The following is a 15,948-nucleotide window of genomic DNA, read 5'->3' on the forward strand; positions in this document are numbered from 1 at the left end:
CTTCCCGGCTCTCCTGAATCCGCCCCCTGAACGGGATCGCAGACCGCCTGCCGGCGCTGCATCCGCTCCTCCGGACCGGCCATGATGCACCGATTCCTAGACACCATGTGGGGCCAGGCCAACGCCCTGTTCTCCCCCCTGCGGAGGCGGCGCTGGGTCGACCTCCTGCTGGTCGCGGCGGCCTTCGGCATGCTGTACGGGCTGATCCTCGTCGGGCGCGAGTGGACCGCCATCCAGCGTCCCCAGCTCGAGATCGACCTGTCCCTGCTGGCGCTGCCGAAATACACCTTCTTCTCCATGATGCGGGGCGTCGCGGCCTACGTCCTTTCCATCGCCTTCACCCTGGTGTACGCCTTCTGGGCCGCCAAGGACGAACGGGCCGAGAAGCTGCTGATCCCCCTGCTGGACATCCTCCAGAGCATCCCGGTCCTGACCTTCCTCATGCCCCTGCTGCTCGTCATGGTGGCCCTGTTCCCCCGCAGCAACATGGGCCTGGAGATCACGGCGATCCTGACCATCTTCACCGGCCAGGTCTGGAACATGACCTTCAGCCTCTACCACAGCCTGAAGAGCGTTCCCGCCGAACTCCAGGAGGCGGGCACCGTGTACCGGTTCACCTGGTGGCAGCGCTTCAAGTGGGTGGAACTGCCCTTCGCCACCACGGGCCTGGCCTGGAACAGCATGATGAGCATGGCCGGCGGCTGGTTCTTCCTGATGATCAACGAGTCCCTGAAGGTGGGCGACAAGGACTTCCGCCTGCCTGGGCTCGGCTCGTACATGCGCGTCGCCGCGGAGCAGGGCAACGTCAAGGCCGAGGTGCTGGCCGTACTGGCCATGATCCTGATGATCGTCTTCCTGGACCAGGTGCTGTGGCGCCCGGTCGTGGTGTGGGCCCAGCGCTTCCGCATCGAGGACACCGTCCAGAACGTCGACTCCCAGAGCTGGTTCCTCAACCTCATCCGGGGTTCCCGCCTCATCCGCCGCTGGGACCGCTGGCGCACCAAGCAGCGCCGGAACCGCCAGCACCGCCACCCCGCTCCGAAGGTGCCCCTGGCGGAGGGCGGCAGCGAGCGTGCAGCCCATGCCGCCCCCTGGCTGTCCATGGGTGCCCTCATCGTCCTGTCCGGGTTCCTGCTTCTGGGTGGCTACGGCGTCTTCCGCCTCCTGCAGCAGCTCCCTTCGGGCGCCTGGTGGACCTTGCTCAAGGCCGCGGGCCTGACCCTCTCCCGGGTGATGGCGTCCATCCTCATCGGCCTCTGCTGGACCCTGCCGGCGGGCCTTGCCATCGGGCTCTCCCAGCGGCTGTCGCGCATCTTCCAGCCCATCGTCCAGGTGGCGGCCTCCTTCCCGGCGCCCATGCTCTTCCCGGCCGTCATCGCCATCCTCGCCTCCTTCAGGATCGGCCTGGGCTGGGGCAGCATCGCCCTCATGCTGCTGGGCACCCAGTGGTACATCCTGTTCAACGTCATCGCCGGTGCCAGCGCCATCCCCAGCGACCTCCGGGAGGTGGGCACCGCCTTCGGGTTCAGCCGCTGGCAGCGGTTCCGCAACCTCTACATGCCTGCCGTCTTCCCCTACCTGGTGACGGGGTGCCTGACCGCGGCCGGGGGCGCCTGGAATGCCAGCATCGTTTCCGAGTACTACAACCTGAGCGGGCCCACCTTGAAGACCTTCGGCCTCGGCGCCATCGTGAGCCAGGCCACGGACGAGAAGGACTTCGTGCTTCTGGCGGCCGCCACCCTCGTGCTCGCCGGTACGGTGGTGCTCTTCAACCGCCTGGTCTGGAAGCCCCTCTACAAGATCGCCGAGACCCACTATTCCCTGTCGAAGTGAGGCAGCCATGAAGCACGCCATCAACGCCACCCACGAAGTCATCTGCGAGCTGAAGGGCATCCAGAAGTCCTTTGAGCGGGAGACCGGCCATGCCCTGCGCGTGCTGGAGGACATCAACCTGGACATCCGGGCCAACGAAGTGGTCTGCCTCATCGGACCTTCGGGCTGCGGCAAATCCACCATCCTCCGGATCTTCGCCGGCCTGATCCACCCCACCAAGGGCAAGACCTTCTACCACGGCAAGAAGATGGAGGGCCTCAACCCGGGCGTGGCCATCGTCTTTCAGAACTTCGCCCTCTACCCCTGGATGACGGTGGAGGCCAACGTGAAGACGGTGCTCCAGGCCCAGGGCCTGGATGACGAGACCATCAAGGCCAAGGCCCACCGCGCCATCAGCCTCGTCGGCCTCGAAGGCTTCGAGGAGGCCTACCCGCGCGAGCTCTCCGGCGGCATGAAACAGCGGGTGGGCATGGCCCGGGCGCTGAGCGTCGACCCCGAGATCCTCTTCATGGACGAACCCTTCAGCCACGTGGACGCCCTCACGGCTGAGGGCCTCCGGGCGGAGATCCTGGACATCTGGGACGACGCCGAGCGCAACCCCTCCTCCATCCTCATGGTGAGCCACGACATCAAGGAGGTGGTCTACATGGCGGACCGCGTCGTGGTGCTGTCGGCCAATCCGGGCCGCGTGCGCACCATCGTCGAGAATCCCCTGCCCCGTCCCCGCGACATGCGCAGCCCCGAATTCCTGCGCCTGGTGGACCAGCTCCACGACATCATCACCAGCACCGAACTGCCGGACATCGAAGTGAGCGCTCCAGAGCCCAGCCTCCTGCCCGACCTCATCGAGCCGCTGCCGCCCGCCCCCTCCTCCGACATCCTGGGCCTGCTGGAATACCTGGAGACTCAGGGCGGCACCGCAGACCTCTTCCAGGTGGCCGCGGCCACCCACGTGACCTTCGAAAAGATCCTCTCTTCCGTGAAGGGTGCGGAGATGCTCGACTTCGTCGACACGCCCAAGCGCCAGGTCGTCCTCACGGCGCTGGGGCAGCGGTTCATCCGCGCCAACATGGACGACCGCAAGGAGATCTGGAAGGCCCAGCTCCTCGAACTGCGCCTCTTCCGACTGGTCCAGGAACTCCTCGAACTCCACCACGGAGAGCTCAAGGAGAGCGAGCTCCTGGCCGAGTTGCAGCAGCGCCTGCCCATGGAGAACTCCGAGCAGACCTTCGAGACGCTGGTCACGTGGGGCCGCTTCGGCGAACTCTTTGCCTACCGCGAGGAACGCGGCGTCCTCACCCCGGAATAACGGCTCACTCTGCCCCACCTGGACTACCCCCCGATCGCAGGCGACGCCTGTCGCCTGCTTCCGCTCCTCGCTGCGCTCGGTCGCGGAGGGGGCCCCGTGGGGCCGCTTCGGCGAACTCTTCGCCTACCGCGAGGAACGCGGCGTCCTCACGCCCGAGTAGTCCGGGGCGGCTCAGAACTGGGCGTGGAGCCTGAAGGCATACAGGGTCACGGGCCCCCGGTCGCCGTTGTAGCCTGGGTTCCAGATGCGTTCGGCATCGAGGGTGGCCGTGAGATGCCGGCCCAGGGCGAGGGCATAGTACGCCTCGAGGATGCGCTCGGGAACGTAGCTCAGGCGGCCGTCTCCCAGGAGGAACCCCAGTCCGCCCGCGGCGAGGTAGTCCCGGTGGTCCGGGCTCAATCCGTTCTGGACGAAGGCTGCGCCAACACAATCCTGCGGACGGCCCCAGTCGCTGCCCTTCAGGGCAAGTCCGGCCGACGCAGAGCGGTCGACCTCGGTGAAGGCCCAGGATTCCGTGCGACCGTCACTCCAGCTCCACCGGGCGAAGGCGCCGAGGTCCCCGGTCAGGCTCTGCTCCAGGTTGAGACCCCACCCCTGCTTGACGCGGCCGTAGGCGCGAGTGGCGGTGATGTCCGGCGCCGTGGGTGATTCCGCGAGGCTCTGCCGGTAGTCGCCCATGCGAGTGGTGTTGCGGAAGGCCATGAGGCGCACGACCCCGGCCAGTCCGCCGATGGTGTGGCCATGCTCCACCTCGACCACGTCGCCGTGGGCGCGGGCGATGCCGCGATCCATCTCCAGCTGGTTGGCTTCCAGCGGCTCTGCGAAGCGGCCGAAACGGAGGGCCCAGGCATCCCAGTAGATCTCAGCTGCGCAGCCCCAGGTATAGCCGCGGGTGTCAGCCGGGTAGTCCCAGGCGCCATGGCCCATCAGGGTCCAGTTGAGGAACTGGCTGCGGGGATCGTGGGCGTAGGCGTTGGCATCGAAGACGTCCATGACGCTGAACTTGCCGAGGTGGATGACAAGCCGGCGGGATGCGCGGGTGCCGCCCAGCTGGTGGGCATCAGCCTCGACCGTTTGCGCTTCACCGCCCAGATCGAAGGTCTGCCGGACCATGAACCGTGCGACCGCCGCGCGGAAGTCCGGGCTGCCCACGCGGTAGGTCTCGCCATTGGGGGCCCCCGCCAGGCCCAGCACGCCGCTGACGCCCTTCCCCGCGGCCCCTTCCAGGTCCAGGTAGACCTCGGTGCCCTGCCAGGGTCGCAGCCCGGCCATGAGCGTGGTCGTGAAGGAGGTGGCCCACTCCTTACCTGGACGCAGCGAGTTGGGGCCCTGGTAGGGCGAGGAGAATTCCCCGTGGGTCTGGCTGACCGTGGTGGCCTGGCCATGGAGGCTCCAGAGCTCGCCGACGGGATCGGGGGTCTGGCCCCCGAGGGGAACCCGGAGGACGGCCAGTGCGAGGACGAGCACCCATTGATTTCGCATGGAAACACCGTGGCAGGCGGGGGCGACGAAGGCGTGACGGAGCCGTCACGGACCTGGGCGGCTTCCGGGATCTCAGCCCGATGGGGGGCCGGGCGGTTCCAGAACCGGGGGCGCGAAGGCGCACAAGGCGATCCCCGCCAGCACCAGCATGGCGCCGAGACCTTGCAGGGGCCGCACGGATTCCGCCAGCAGCACCCAGCCCAGGATGATGGTGGCCACGGGCTGGGTCATCAGGCCCATGGCACCCAGGTTGGTGGGGACGTGGCCCAGGCCCCAGGTGATGAACCACCAGGCCACCACCTGCACCAGCGTGCCCAGGCCGATCAGCGCCCACCAGGACCGCACGGGGTAGCCGGTGAAGGCCTCGCCCTGCGCCCAGCCCAGGGCGCCGAAGAGGATGGTGCAGCAGAGGACCACCCAGAACAGGGCCTCGGGGGCGCTGAGCTCGCGCCGGGCGCGGCCCAGGGCCAGGGTGAAGGCGCCGTAGGCCAGGGAGGCCAGGGCCCCCAGCAGCTCGCCCAGCCCGGTGCCCCAGCGGGCCCCCTTGGCCAGGCCCAGGACCATGGCCCCCGCCAAGGCCAGCAGCACCCCCAGCCAGAAGCGCTTGCGCAGCCGGGCGCCCATCCACAGCACGGATACCACCGCCACCCAGATGGGGGCCAGGGTCACCAGCAGGGTGGCGTTGGCGGCGCTGGTGAGGTGGAGGGCCGAGTGCCACATCCAGAGATCCAGCACGAAGCACACACCCGCGATCACTGCCCAGAGCCGCGCCCGCCCCGTGACCGGCCGGCCCGTGCCCCGGGCCAGCCAGGCCACGAACGGCAGTGCGATGGCCATGCGGTAGAAGCCCACGGCCAGGGGTCCCGCCGGTGCGGCCCAGCGCACCAGCATGGCGGCGAAGCCGAGCAGGGAGGCCCCGAAGATCAGGGCGGCGAGTCCCCGCGGATCTTGCGTCTGTCTCCTGTGCATGAAACCAGCCTTCCTGAGTGCGCTCAGTCCTCGAGCGCCTCGGCCACCTTGGCCACCAGGGTCGGGGCGTCCACGGGCTTCAGCAGGAACCCGGAGATGCCCATCTGCTGCATGCGCTGCAGGCTGATGTCATCGCGATGGGCGGACACGACCAGGATCGGCAGCTCCCGCAGGGCCGCGTCCTCCCGGCAGGCCCGGACCAGGCTCTCGCCGGAGCACTCGGGCATGAGGAAGTCCGCCAGGAGCAGGTCCACCGGGGTCTCCCGGAGCACCTTCAGAACCTCGAAGAGGGAGGTGGGCTCCACCTCCACCGTCTCGTGGCCACCGGCCCTCAGGGCCCCGGCCGCGAAGGCCCGGACCAGCCGGCTGTCATCCACGATGGCGATGCGGGGCATGGCGACTCCTCGCCTCCATGGTCCCGCACAACCCACCTATCAACAATGGGCACGAAATTCAGTTCGCCCATCGGGAGACCTGGTCCCACACGTCGTCGTCACCGCAGGGACCGTTGAGCACGATGGCGAAGACGCGGGCCTGGCCGTCCAGGGTCTGGAGATAACCGGCCAGGCTGATGACGCGGTCCAGGTGGCCCGTCTTCACCCGCACCCGCCGCGTGAGGTTCGCATCCTTCTTCTTCAGCTTCCAGGGCTCGCCCCCGATGACCTTCAGCGAGGAGACGAACTCGGGCCCCACTTCGAAGTCGTGGTAGGCGCCCCGCAGGATGATGGCCAGGGTGCGGGCGGACAGCCGGTTCTCCTTGCTCAGGCCCGAGCCGTCCGTGATCTGGATGACCTCCGGCCCCAGGTTGAAGGCGGTACGGTAGAACTCCTGGATGCGCTTCACGCCCCGCGGCCAGGATCCCGCGCCGTATTTGCGCACCAGCATCTCGATCATGAAGTTGTTCGACCACTTGTTGATGTCCAGCACCATGGCCCGCAGCGGCGGGGAGGCCCAGCCCAGCAGCTTGCGCGGGGGCTCGGAGGCCGCGCCGCGGCCCTCCACGGCGATGCCGGCCTCCTGGAGGAGCCGCTGGATGACCTCCCGGGACTGGCGCTCGGGATCCGGCACCAGCTTGCCGGCCTCGTCCCGGTTGAAGTTCACGGACAGCGCCAGCACGGTCGGCAGGGTATCCGCCGTGGTGTTCTCCCAGCCCTGGGGTTCCTTCTGGGCATCGAAGGCACTCTGATCCAGGCGGATGCCGCCGGTGATCCGCTGGACGCCCAGCTTCCGGAGGGACTGGACCAGCAGCCAGACGCGCTCGCTGGTGAGCAGGGGATCGCCGTCGCCCTTGAAGGTGAGGTCCCCCCGTACCACGCCGTCCTGCAGGTCCCCCCAGACTTCGGTCTCGAGGGTGAAGTCCGGTTTCAGGGTCTTGAGCAGCGCGTAGGTCGAGACCACCTTGGTGGTGCTGGCCGGCACCAAGGCCAGGTCATCCTGGTGCCGCTCAAGGACCTTGCCCGTGCCGGCGTCCCAGATCCCGGCGGAGACCCGCACCCCGCGGGCCTCCAGCTGCCTGGCCCAGCTCCGGAAATCCTGGGCGGCCAGAGCCAGGGCCGAGGCCAGGAAGACCGCCACGGACCTCCAGCCCACCTTCATTCCTTCGGCGCCACGGGCTTTTCGGCAGCATTGCCGGCCTTGGGGAGGCCGCGGGACTTGCTGATCTCGTCGGTGATCCCCAGCAGGTTCTGCTCCGCCGTGAACTGCCATTCCCGCACCAGGGTCTTGTTCTGGTAGATGCGGATGCTGTTCAAGGTGCTCTTGCTGCGGACGCCCACGATGGGCAGCCCGTCGGTGCTGCCCGAGGCCCCTGGCCGCACCTGGGTGATGTATTCCCACTCGCCACCCGGCGTCATCGGATCCTTGTATTTCTGGCGGAGGATGCGGGGGCGGACCTTCATCACCTCATCGAGATCCATGGGGTAGCGGCCGGCCTTGCTCGCGTACAGCTTGAAGGCGGCGGCGATGGCCTCGCCCCGGAAGATGAGCTCCGCCTCGTTCTCGCGCTGGACCTCGGCACTGACCAGGGGACCCGCCTTCATCAGCATGATCCCCATCACCACGGCCACCGCCAGGGCGAGCGCCATGGTGAAGCCGCGCTGGGATCGGGAAGGGGTCATGGACGCTCCGGAGCACAAGGGTACTACCCCCGGTCGCCTTTCCGGGTCAGAAGCTCGCGAAAGGCTGCCACCACCTTGGGATCGAACTGGGCCCCGGCCTCGTTGTCGAGTTCCTCCAGCACCTGCCGGTAGCCCTTGGGGCGCCGGTAGCCCTTGCCGCTGGTCATCACCTCGTAGGCTTCGATCAGGCCGATGATGCGGCTGCCGATGGGGATGCTGGTCTCGCGCAGTCCCTCGGGATAGCCGAGGCCGTCCCAGCGCTCGTGGTGGTGGCGGATCATCTTCACCACGTCGAAGGGGAACCTCAGGTCCTTCAGGAAGACCGCGGCCAACTCCGGATGGCTCCGGATCTTCTTCAGCTCCTCGCCATTCAGCTCAGGCTTGGCGAGCATCTGCGGATCCAGCATCAGCAGGCCCACGTCGTGGAGGATCGCGCCGATGCTGACCGCCTCCACCTCCTCGGTGGTGAGTTCGAGCTTCAGGGCCAGGTCCCGGGCCAGGCGCGCCGTGGCGAGGCTGTGGGGCCGCAAGGTCGGCATCCGGCTTTCGCTGGACTGCAGGATCCGGTGGCTCACCGAGAGGAAGGCGTGGTGGTAGCGTTCGTGGAGGCGCGCCTCCTGCATGTGGAGGCCCAGGATGCGGCCCAGCTTCTGGATGGCCTCGATCTCGGCGATGGAGAAGGAGTGGTCCTCCTGGCGGAAGACCAGCATCAGGTCGTGGCCCTGCAGCGTCTCGTTCAGCAGCAGGGGCATGTAGGTGGCGAAGGCCCCATCGATCTGGGGCGATTCGGCCATGTCCACGCGGGTGATGAGCCGGAGGTCCTGCTCCTGCACGGCTGGGAGATGGAAGGTGGCGTGGGCGAGGATCTGCTGCTGCAGGTCCGGCGACAGGGGCAGCGTGCTGTACGCGAGGATCGGGCGGATCTCCTCGGGGTCCTCGATCCAGAGCGCCACCGCCGAAGCCGAGAGGATCTGGCTGAGCAGGCCGGCGATCTCCCAGAAGAAGGCCCGCTGTTCGGGCGGCACCATGCCGCGCTTGCGTTCGGGATTGGGCGGCGGCGGCGCCACCCAGCCGCTGAGCGTGCGATCCGCCTCCCAGGGCAGCGCCGCATAGCCGTCCTGCCCGCCGGCGAAGCCGTACATGCGCTCCTGGGCCGGGGGGCCGGTGGATGTCACGAAGACGCCGGGCGCGCGCAGGGGCGGCGCCGGGGCACCCACGGACGGAAGCAGCCGCTCTGCCACGGGAGCGACCTCGTCGATGATGGCGGCAGCCGTGGGCAGGCCTTGCGGCACGGGCGCCGGGCCAGCGGCCGGCGGCGCCGGCGGATCGGGCACGTGCACCGAGAGCGGCACCTGATCCGGCCGCGGCATGGTGCCGTACAGGCGGAATTCCCGCAGGGCCTGCACCAGGTCTCCGCAGATGCCCAGGGTCGGCGGCTCGTCCCGCTCCACGTCGAAGGTGCCGCCCTTGATGCGGTCGCGCTGGATCAGCAGGCCCACCCAGTCACCCGCCAGGTAGACGGGCGTGATGAGGTACCGGGGCCACTCGCCGCCCTGGCCGAAGGCCGCCAGCTCCGGGGATTCGGAGGCGTCGTTCACCACGAAGGCCCGGCGCATGCGCTGCGTGTGCACCAGCAGCGGGTGCCCCTCCGGGATGGAGACGGGCGGGCGCGTCCCCCGGGGCCAGCCGTAGAAACTCACCACCTCGAAGGAGCCCAGCTCGGGGGTCCGGAGGTAGAGCGCCCCCTTGGTGCTGCCCACTTCCTCCAGGCACCGGTAGAGGACCTGGGAACACCGGTTGGCGAGGGCCTCGCCGAGTATCAAGGTGGGCATGGCCATGGGATGGGGGGTCCTGGTCAGGGTGGGCGGGAACCCCAATCATGGCAGAGCCGCAGGGGGACGATCCAGCGAATCGGCCGTTCCGTTCCGCGACTTTTACCGACAGGTCCTCAAAGGGGTCAGGCCCCTTGGGGCAGGCGCTGGAGGCTCTCCACCTGGAGGCTGCGGTTGGCCCAGCGGGTGAGCCCGGACAGCTGGCTCCCATGCCCGCATTCCGCAAGGGGCGCGGCCAGAGTCTCCAGGCGCGCCACCACGGCCAGCCAGTCCACGGGCAGGGCCACCGAGGCCAGCCCGTCATCCCAGGCCTCCCCGCCCGTCGTGAGCAGCCGCCCGTCGAAGTGGGAGATGAGCGGAAAGGCCGGTGCCGAGGGGGCCACGACGGCCATGCGCCGGGCGAGGGCGGGCAGCAGGGCGGCCATGTGGGGGCCATGCAGCGGGTGCCGGATGGGCAGCAGGCCCACCTTGAAGGCCGAAGGCCGGAGGGCCGCCACCAGGGGCTCCAGGGCATCCACCGGTCCCGACACCGTGAACTGGGCCTGGCCGTTGCGGTTCGACAGGGCCAAGGCGGGATGGGCCAGGAGGGCCTGCCGCACGTCCAACTCCGGGACTCCGATGATGAAGGCCATGCCCATGGCGCGCCCGGCGAAGGCGGCCTCGCTCAGCCCCTCCACGGTGTCCAGCAGGTCCAGGGCGGCTTCGAGTGGAACGACGCCCGCCGCCACCAGCGCCGAGTAGAAGCCCATGCTGTGGCCCGTCGCCGCCCTGGGAAGGGGCATGCCCGCCTGACGCCAGGCTCGGAACAGCCCCACGGAATGCGCCAGCACCGCGCAGGGGGCGTGGCGCTGGAAGCGCAGGGCCTCCAGGGGACCTTCCGCCATCAGGCGCCGCAACGGATAGCCCGTGTGGGTTTCGGCGGTGACGAGGGTCTCCACCCAGGCGGGCTGGCTTTCCCAGCCGGCGGACATGCCCACGGCTTCGGTGCCCTGGCCGGGGAAGAGGAGGACGGAGGGGCTCGATGGCGTCATGCCTGCAAGCATAAATCGGCTACTGTGTGACGATGACCCCCGAAACGCCCTGGCAGCAAGTGGCCTGGCACGAGCGGCGCTCCTACTGGGAGCTGGCCGAGGCCGAGCGCGCCGGTCTGCGTGAGGCCCTGGAGCGCGAAGCCGCCGACCTGGCGCGCCACGCGGACCGGGCCCTGGACGACTACGCCGCCTTCCCGGGCACCCTGGAGGGCCAGCTCGTGAACGGCGACGTGCTGGCGACCCTGCTCCCCAGCCTGCGGCGCAACCCCACCCAGGGCTACGAGGCCCTGGAGGATCCGGCCGGCCGGGCCTCGGTGCACCTCAACGCCCTGGGCAAGCGGCTTCGAGATAGGGCCCTGGCCATCGCCCGTCGGGAGCCGGTGATCATCTTCATGGGCGGCCAGGCCACGGGCAAGACCACGGGTGCGCTGGCGTTGGGGCCGGCGTTCGGGGCGGTCTTCGACGCGCCCCACACCGAGCCCGAGGGCGTGGCCTTCCTGCTGGGCCGCATCCGGCGCGCCGGCTGCAGCGAGGTCCACCTGGCCTACACCGACCGGGAGCCCGAAGGCTCGCTCAGGGCCATGCTGGCCCGCTCCGAACGCGAGGGCCGCTACGTGCCCCTGGACCGCATGGCGCGGGCCCACGCCTGGGCCCCCTTCACCTTCCTGGGCCTGGCCCCGCGGGTGGGCCGCAGCCTGCAGCTCTACCACGTGCGGGTGGACGAAGAGGGGCCGGGCCGCATGACCGAGGGCCAGGATGCCCTCGCCAGCGTCCGGATACGGCCAAAACCAGCCGATTCCGTGGTTGCCTACCAGCTGCAAACCGCTTACCTTTCTCTTCTGAGGAATCCCAACCATGACCGCCAAGCCTACTTCCCGCGAGATGTGCTCGCAGGACTCAACCGAACGCTCGACCCCTGGCGAAGAAGCGAAGCCGATCATCTCCTTCGCCGATTTTTCGAAGCTGTGGCGGAGCGAGGTCCCGAAGGTGGTGCAGGCGCATGAGGAGCACCGGCTGGAAGTGCGGCGCAGCCTGGGCTTGGCGTAGGCGGCTGAATTCGCCGTGCGAATTCAGTAAGGAAGGGATGTCTCTAGAATTCGCGCAGCGAATTCCCTACTGAATCTGCGCAGCAGATTCAGCCCTCGTGGTACCCCAGCACCACCAGCAGACAGGGCCCGCCCGCGATCACGGCCATGCCCGAGGCCTCCGCCTCACGGATGGCTTGGTCACTCTCGGCGCCGGGCTGCATCCAGATGTGCGTCACGCCGGCCGCGGCAGCGTCGCGAACCACCTGCTCGGTGATCGCGGGCGGCGTGATGACGGAGATCGCCTTCACCGGCACGGGCAGGGCCGCCAGCGAGGGGTGGGCCTTCAGGCCCTCGACCTCGTCGGCGCGCGCGTTGATGGGGTAGACCTCCCGCCCATGCTGCTGGTAGCAGCGCAGCACCTTGTTGCCGTACTTCGAGCGGTCGACGCTGGCGCCCACCACCGCGAAGGGACCGGCCTCAAGGAAGGCGGTGATCGTCTGCTGGACCGTGTGTGCCATGGCTGCTCCGCCCATGGGATGTCCAGTGTGGAGCCATCGTGACAGTGGCTCAGGCACCGCCCGGCGGAAAGTGCATGCGGACGACCAGGCCCCCGCCCTCGCCATTGAAGATGTGCAGGCCGGCGCGATGCGCCTGGAGGATGCCCGTCACCGACGCCAGGCCCAGCCCCCGGCCCAGTTCGCGGGTGGTGAAGAAGGGGTCGCAGATCCGCTCCAGGTTCATGGCGGGAACCCCAGGTCCCTCATCCGAGACCTCCAGACATACGGTGGCGGGAAGCCTTGGCCGGGCCAGTGGCCAGATGCCCGGCGAGGCGGGACCGGGCCGGCCTTCCCCGAAGTCCGTGTAGAGCCGCAGCCGTACCCGGCCGGCCAGGGGTTCGGCCGCCTCCAGGGCGTTGGCCACCAGGGCCTGCAGGACCTCTTTGAGGCGGGCCCGGTCGCCCCTGATGAGCGGCATCGGCTCGCAGGAGACATCCAGGAGGAAGGTGGTGGGAAGCTCCAGCTGCAGGGTGGCCGCGTAGGCGGGTAGCCAGGCTTCCAGGTCGAGCAGTTCCTGCTTCACCAGGGCCCGGCCGGAGAAGTCCAGCATCTTCCAGGACAGCCCGATGGCCTTGCGCAGCGACGCCTCCGCCTTGCCGAGCACGAGGCCGAGGTCGGCGTTCCCGCCCGCCTTGATGGCGGCGACCTCCAGGAAGCCCAGGACCCCCTGGAAAATGTTGTTGAAGTCATGGGCGATGCTGCCGGCCATCAGGACCAGGCCCTCGGCCTTCCGGGCACGGGCATCGGCCTCGATGATCCGCTCCCGCTCTGTGAGGTCCCTCACCACCGTCAGGAACAGTCGCGGCTCCTGCTGGAGAAGCCCGAACCGGACCTCCACCGGGAAGGTGGACCCGTCCCTCCTGCGGATCCGGGTGTGGGCTGTCCCTTTCTGGCCCGGCACCATGGTTTTCCAGGACTGCATGCGGAGGTCCTTGTCGGTCTCCTGATCCAGGTCCCAGACATGCATGTCCAGAAGGTCGGCGAGGGAATGTCCCGTGGTCCGTGCGGCCTCGGGATTGGCGAAGACAATCCGCTCGTGCTCATCGTGGATGTAGATGGCATCCGCGGCGTGCTCCACCACGCCACGGAACCGTGCCTCGCCCTCCTCCAGGAGGAGACGGGCTTCCTGCGCTTCCGTGATGTCCGTGGAGATCCCCTCCCAGAGCACCGAGCCGTCCGGCTGGGGCCGGGGTTTCGAGCGCACCCGGAACCAGCGCCATCGGCCATCCGCATGCCGCTGGCGCAGGTCCATGGCAAAGGGGCAGTGTTCCCGCCCGCTGGCCGTCTCGGCTTCAAGGTAGGCCGGCAGCATGTCCGGGTCCAGTTGGCTGAACAGCAGCTTCGGGTCCCGCACCACCTCCTCGGCCCTGAGCCCGCAGAGGCGCTCCACACCGGCGCTGAGATAGAGGAAGCGGGGGGTTTCTCCCGACCTCGACAGGAACTGGTAGAGGAAGCTGTCCGGCAGCTGGTCGCCGAGGATGCGCAACCGCGATTCGCTGAGCCGAAGCGAGTCCTCCGTGGACTTGCGCTCGCTGATGTCGGCGTGCGTACCGATCATCCGGGTCGGACGCCCATCGCCATCCCATTCCACTGCCATGCCCCTGGCCAGAATCCAGATGTAGCTGCCGTCCCTGCGCCGGATCCGGTACTCGGTCTGGTACATCGGCATGTGGCCATCGAGGTAACCGTCGGCCGCGGCCATGACCTGGTCGCGGTCGTCGGGATGGATCCGTTCGATCCAATCGGCGTAGGAAAGGCGCAGGTCCTCGTCGGCCCCGTAGCCGAGCATGGCCTTGTAGCCGCGGCTCACGAACATGCTGTCGGAGGCGGCACTCCAATCCCACACCCCGTCCCCCGCTCCATCCAGGGCGAATTGCCAGCGGGCCTCGCTCTCACGCAGGGCAGACTCAATCCGGTCGTGCTCGGTCACGTCCTTTCCCAGGCTGAGGAAACAGGATTCACCAGCCACTTCGAGGACCTTGACCGTCACCAGGAGCCGGTGCTCCCGGCCATCCCTGCTCATGAGCGTGATCTCTGCCGGCCCGAATGCACCTGATTGCCTGAGTCCGGCGATGAAGGCATCTCGTTCTTCAGGCCGGGTCCACAGGCCTAGATCGACGGTGGAGCGCCCCAGGTTTTCCTGTCGGGGGATCCCAGTCAGGTCGCACCAGGCCTGGTTCACCTCCACCAGGAGCCCATCGGACAGTCGGGTGAGGGTCATCGGGTCCGGCGAGAGCTCGAAGATGCTGTGGAATCGCGCTTCACTGTCCAGGAGTTGGCGGTCCCGGCGCCGCGTCTCACTGATGTCCTCCACCACGGACAGGTGCCTGGCGGGCGCGTCCGCGGCCACCGGGAGCTTGACCATGCTCAGGCGGGCCCAGACTGCATGGCCATCCCGGTGCAGGTACCGCTTCTCCTTGTGGACGACCGGCACCGCGCCCGAGGCCAGGTCCCGTACCGCGGCCAGGTCCTGGGCCAAGTGCTCCGGATGGGTGAAACTTTGGAAATCCCGCGCCAGCAGTGCCTCGGTGGGATAGCCGAGGATGTCACCCATCTTCGGATTCACCGAGAGGAAGCGGCCCGAGCCCGAATCCACGATGGCCATGCCGTAGGGCGCCCGCTCGAACAAGGCCCGGAACTGGGCTTCCGTGGCCAGCAGTTCCTCGCCCCGCGCCTCTGCCAGGCTGCGGGCCCGCTGGGTCGTGCGTGCGAGCGCGGCCAGGATGAGAAAGACCAGCAGGCTGACGGCCCCGCCCACCAGCGGGGCCAGCCAGTGACGGGGTCGGCCGATCTGCTGATAGAAAGCCGGGCTGGGCTCGACCGACGTGGTCCAGACGCGCCCGGCCACGGTCAGGACCTGGTGCTTGCCGGGCTCAGAGCCTGGGCTGGCGGGGTTCGAGTCGAAGAGGAGGTGCTCGGGGCTGACCCGCAGACCGTCGTAGATCTCGATGTCGGCCAGCCTCCGCTCCAGAGGCAGGGTGGCCCGCATGAAGTCCGTCAGGCGCAGGGGAATGGTGGTCCAGCCCCGCAGGGCCCGGCGCCGGCCCGCCACAGTCTCCAGCGGTGGGCCCTGGCGGTAGACCGGCGCGAACAGCACCATGCCGGGCTGGGCATCCGCTTCGGTTTCCTGGTACAGGGTGAGGCGATCGCTGGCGATGACCTGGCCGGTGTCCCGCGCCCGCAGCATGGCCTCGCGCCGGTTGGCCTCGGCCAGCATGTCCCTGCCGAAGGCGCGCTGGTTGCGGGCGTCGAGGGGCTCCAGGTAGAGGATGACCCCGGCCCCCTCCGCCATGGGATCGCCGGGTCCGCCAGGCGTCACGGCATAGTCAGGAAAACCCTCTCGACGCACACGCCGGACGTGGGCGGGCAGCTCTTCCCGGGGGATCCACTCCACGAAGCTGAGACCCTGAAGGCCCGGGTAGTTGATTGGAAGGTCGAGGCTGGCCACATAGTCATGCCACTCGGCCCGGGTGGGCAAGTCACCGCGACCCAGGTACCCGGCGGCGCCGCGCAGCACGGTGGCGAGGTTGGTCATCTGCCGCTCCACCCTCAGGACCACGCCATTGGCATACTCCGTCTTCAGCGCGTCCAGGCGGGCCTCCTCCACCCTGTAGATGAGCGCCCACGAAATCAGGGTGACGAGCAGGCCCAGGCACAGCCCCGCCCAGGGCCACGGAGAACGGAGGGGCCGCACGGGGACCGCTGCGGAGGAAGTTCCGGAAGAAGTCACAAAGCACACACAGGGGGCCAGGAAGGCCCCGCGAACGATACTTTACGACCAATTGGTCGA

General features: G+C 68.7%; 12 protein-coding genes. 3 read left to right on the top strand and 9 right to left on the bottom strand.

Annotated elements, in window-relative coordinates:
- The first annotated feature begins 81 nt into the window (after positions 1–81).
- Entirely contained in the window at positions 82–1,833 is a 1,752-nt protein-coding gene (locus QOZ81_RS11200) for an ABC transporter permease (RefSeq protein WP_291206609.1), read from the top strand.
- 7 nt (positions 1,834–1,840) lie between these two features.
- Positions 1,841–3,142, top strand: coding sequence for an ABC transporter ATP-binding protein (locus QOZ81_RS11205; protein ID WP_291206606.1), 1,302 nt, complete (start codon positions 1,841–1,843; stop codon positions 3,140–3,142).
- A 171-nt stretch (positions 3,143–3,313) separates the two neighbouring features.
- Here the strand turns inward: QOZ81_RS11205 and QOZ81_RS11210 are convergent, their stop codons facing one another.
- The 7 genes from QOZ81_RS11210 to QOZ81_RS11240 all read right to left on the bottom strand — a co-directional run bounded on the left by QOZ81_RS11210 (position 3,314) and on the right by QOZ81_RS11240 (position 10,573).
- Positions 3,314–4,624 carry a carbohydrate porin gene (locus tag QOZ81_RS11210; protein ID WP_291206603.1) on the bottom strand — a complete coding sequence of 437 codons (1,311 nt, stop codon included), beginning with the start codon at positions 4,622–4,624 and terminating at the stop codon, positions 3,314–3,316.
- Between the two features lie 72 nt (positions 4,625–4,696).
- Positions 4,697–5,593, bottom strand: a complete 897-nt coding sequence (locus QOZ81_RS11215; RefSeq protein ID WP_300714646.1) for a DMT family transporter — start codon at positions 5,591–5,593, stop codon at positions 4,697–4,699.
- A gap of 23 nt (positions 5,594–5,616) precedes the next feature.
- A complete protein-coding gene (locus QOZ81_RS11220; RefSeq protein ID WP_291206597.1) occupies positions 5,617–5,988 on the bottom strand; it encodes a response regulator in 372 nt (123 codons plus the stop codon).
- Between the two features lie 58 nt (positions 5,989–6,046).
- The gene (locus tag QOZ81_RS11225; protein ID WP_300714648.1) at positions 6,047–7,183 is read right to left on the bottom strand and encodes a D-alanyl-D-alanine carboxypeptidase/D-alanyl-D-alanine-endopeptidase; all 1,137 of its coding nucleotides are present in this window, start codon (positions 7,181–7,183) and stop codon (positions 6,047–6,049) included.
- A 2-nt stretch (positions 7,184–7,185) separates the two neighbouring features.
- Positions 7,186–7,710 carry a type II secretion system protein gene (locus tag QOZ81_RS11230; RefSeq protein ID WP_291206591.1) on the bottom strand — a complete coding sequence of 175 codons (525 nt, stop codon included), beginning with the start codon at positions 7,708–7,710 and terminating at the stop codon, positions 7,186–7,188.
- Between the two features lie 23 nt (positions 7,711–7,733).
- The gene (locus QOZ81_RS11235; RefSeq protein WP_291206587.1) at positions 7,734–9,548 is read right to left on the bottom strand and encodes an HD-GYP domain-containing protein; all 1,815 of its coding nucleotides are present in this window, start codon (positions 9,546–9,548) and stop codon (positions 7,734–7,736) included.
- Positions 9,549–9,667: 119 nt separating this feature from the next.
- A complete protein-coding gene (locus QOZ81_RS11240; protein ID WP_291206584.1) occupies positions 9,668–10,573 on the bottom strand; it encodes an ACP S-malonyltransferase in 906 nt (301 codons plus the stop codon).
- Between the two features lie 32 nt (positions 10,574–10,605).
- Here QOZ81_RS11240 and QOZ81_RS11245 point away from each other — a divergent pair, with 32 nt between their 5' ends.
- Positions 10,606–11,577: a hypothetical protein gene (locus QOZ81_RS11245; protein WP_291206581.1), complete on the top strand. Its 972-nt coding sequence runs from the start codon at positions 10,606–10,608 to the stop codon at positions 11,575–11,577.
- A gap of 131 nt (positions 11,578–11,708) precedes the next feature.
- On the opposite strand, the gene QOZ81_RS11250 is transcribed toward QOZ81_RS11245, so the two are convergent.
- On the bottom strand, positions 11,709–12,119 hold the full coding sequence (locus QOZ81_RS11250) for a CoA-binding protein (protein WP_291206578.1): 411 nt from the start codon (positions 12,117–12,119) through the stop codon (positions 11,709–11,711).
- A 49-nt stretch (positions 12,120–12,168) separates the two neighbouring features.
- On the bottom strand, positions 12,169–15,852 hold the full coding sequence (locus QOZ81_RS11255) for a PAS domain S-box protein (RefSeq protein ID WP_291206575.1): 3,684 nt from the start codon (positions 15,850–15,852) through the stop codon (positions 12,169–12,171).
- Positions 15,853–15,948: the final 96 nt, after the last annotated feature.

The organism is Geothrix sp. (genome assembly GCF_030219325.1).
Classification (GTDB): Bacteria; Acidobacteriota; Holophagae; order Holophagales; family Holophagaceae; genus Geothrix.

Bases quoted from the DNA above. Each gene is read 5' to 3' on its own strand.
- QOZ81_RS11215 (WP_300714646.1), bottom strand. From the start codon at position 5,593: ATGCACAGGAGACAGACGCAAGATCCGCGGGGACTCGCCGCCCTGATC.
- QOZ81_RS11200 (WP_291206609.1), top strand. From the start codon at position 82: ATGATGCACCGATTCCTAGACACCATGTGGGGCCAGGCCAACGCCCTG.
- QOZ81_RS11250 (WP_291206578.1), bottom strand. From the start codon at position 12,119: ATGGCACACACGGTCCAGCAGACGATCACCGCCTTCCTTGAGGCCGGT.
- QOZ81_RS11205 (WP_291206606.1), top strand. From the start codon at position 1,841: ATGAAGCACGCCATCAACGCCACCCACGAAGTCATCTGCGAGCTGAAG.
- QOZ81_RS11220 (WP_291206597.1), bottom strand. From the start codon at position 5,988: ATGCCCCGCATCGCCATCGTGGATGACAGCCGGCTGGTCCGGGCCTTC.
- QOZ81_RS11235 (WP_291206587.1), bottom strand. From the start codon at position 9,548: ATGGCCATGCCCACCTTGATACTCGGCGAGGCCCTCGCCAACCGGTGT.
- QOZ81_RS11240 (WP_291206584.1), bottom strand. From the start codon at position 10,573: ATGACGCCATCGAGCCCCTCCGTCCTCCTCTTCCCCGGCCAGGGCACC.
- QOZ81_RS11210 (WP_291206603.1), bottom strand. From the start codon at position 4,624: ATGCGAAATCAATGGGTGCTCGTCCTCGCACTGGCCGTCCTCCGGGTT.
- QOZ81_RS11245 (WP_291206581.1), top strand. From the start codon at position 10,606: ATGACCCCCGAAACGCCCTGGCAGCAAGTGGCCTGGCACGAGCGGCGC.
- QOZ81_RS11230 (WP_291206591.1), bottom strand. From the start codon at position 7,710: ATGACCCCTTCCCGATCCCAGCGCGGCTTCACCATGGCGCTCGCCCTG.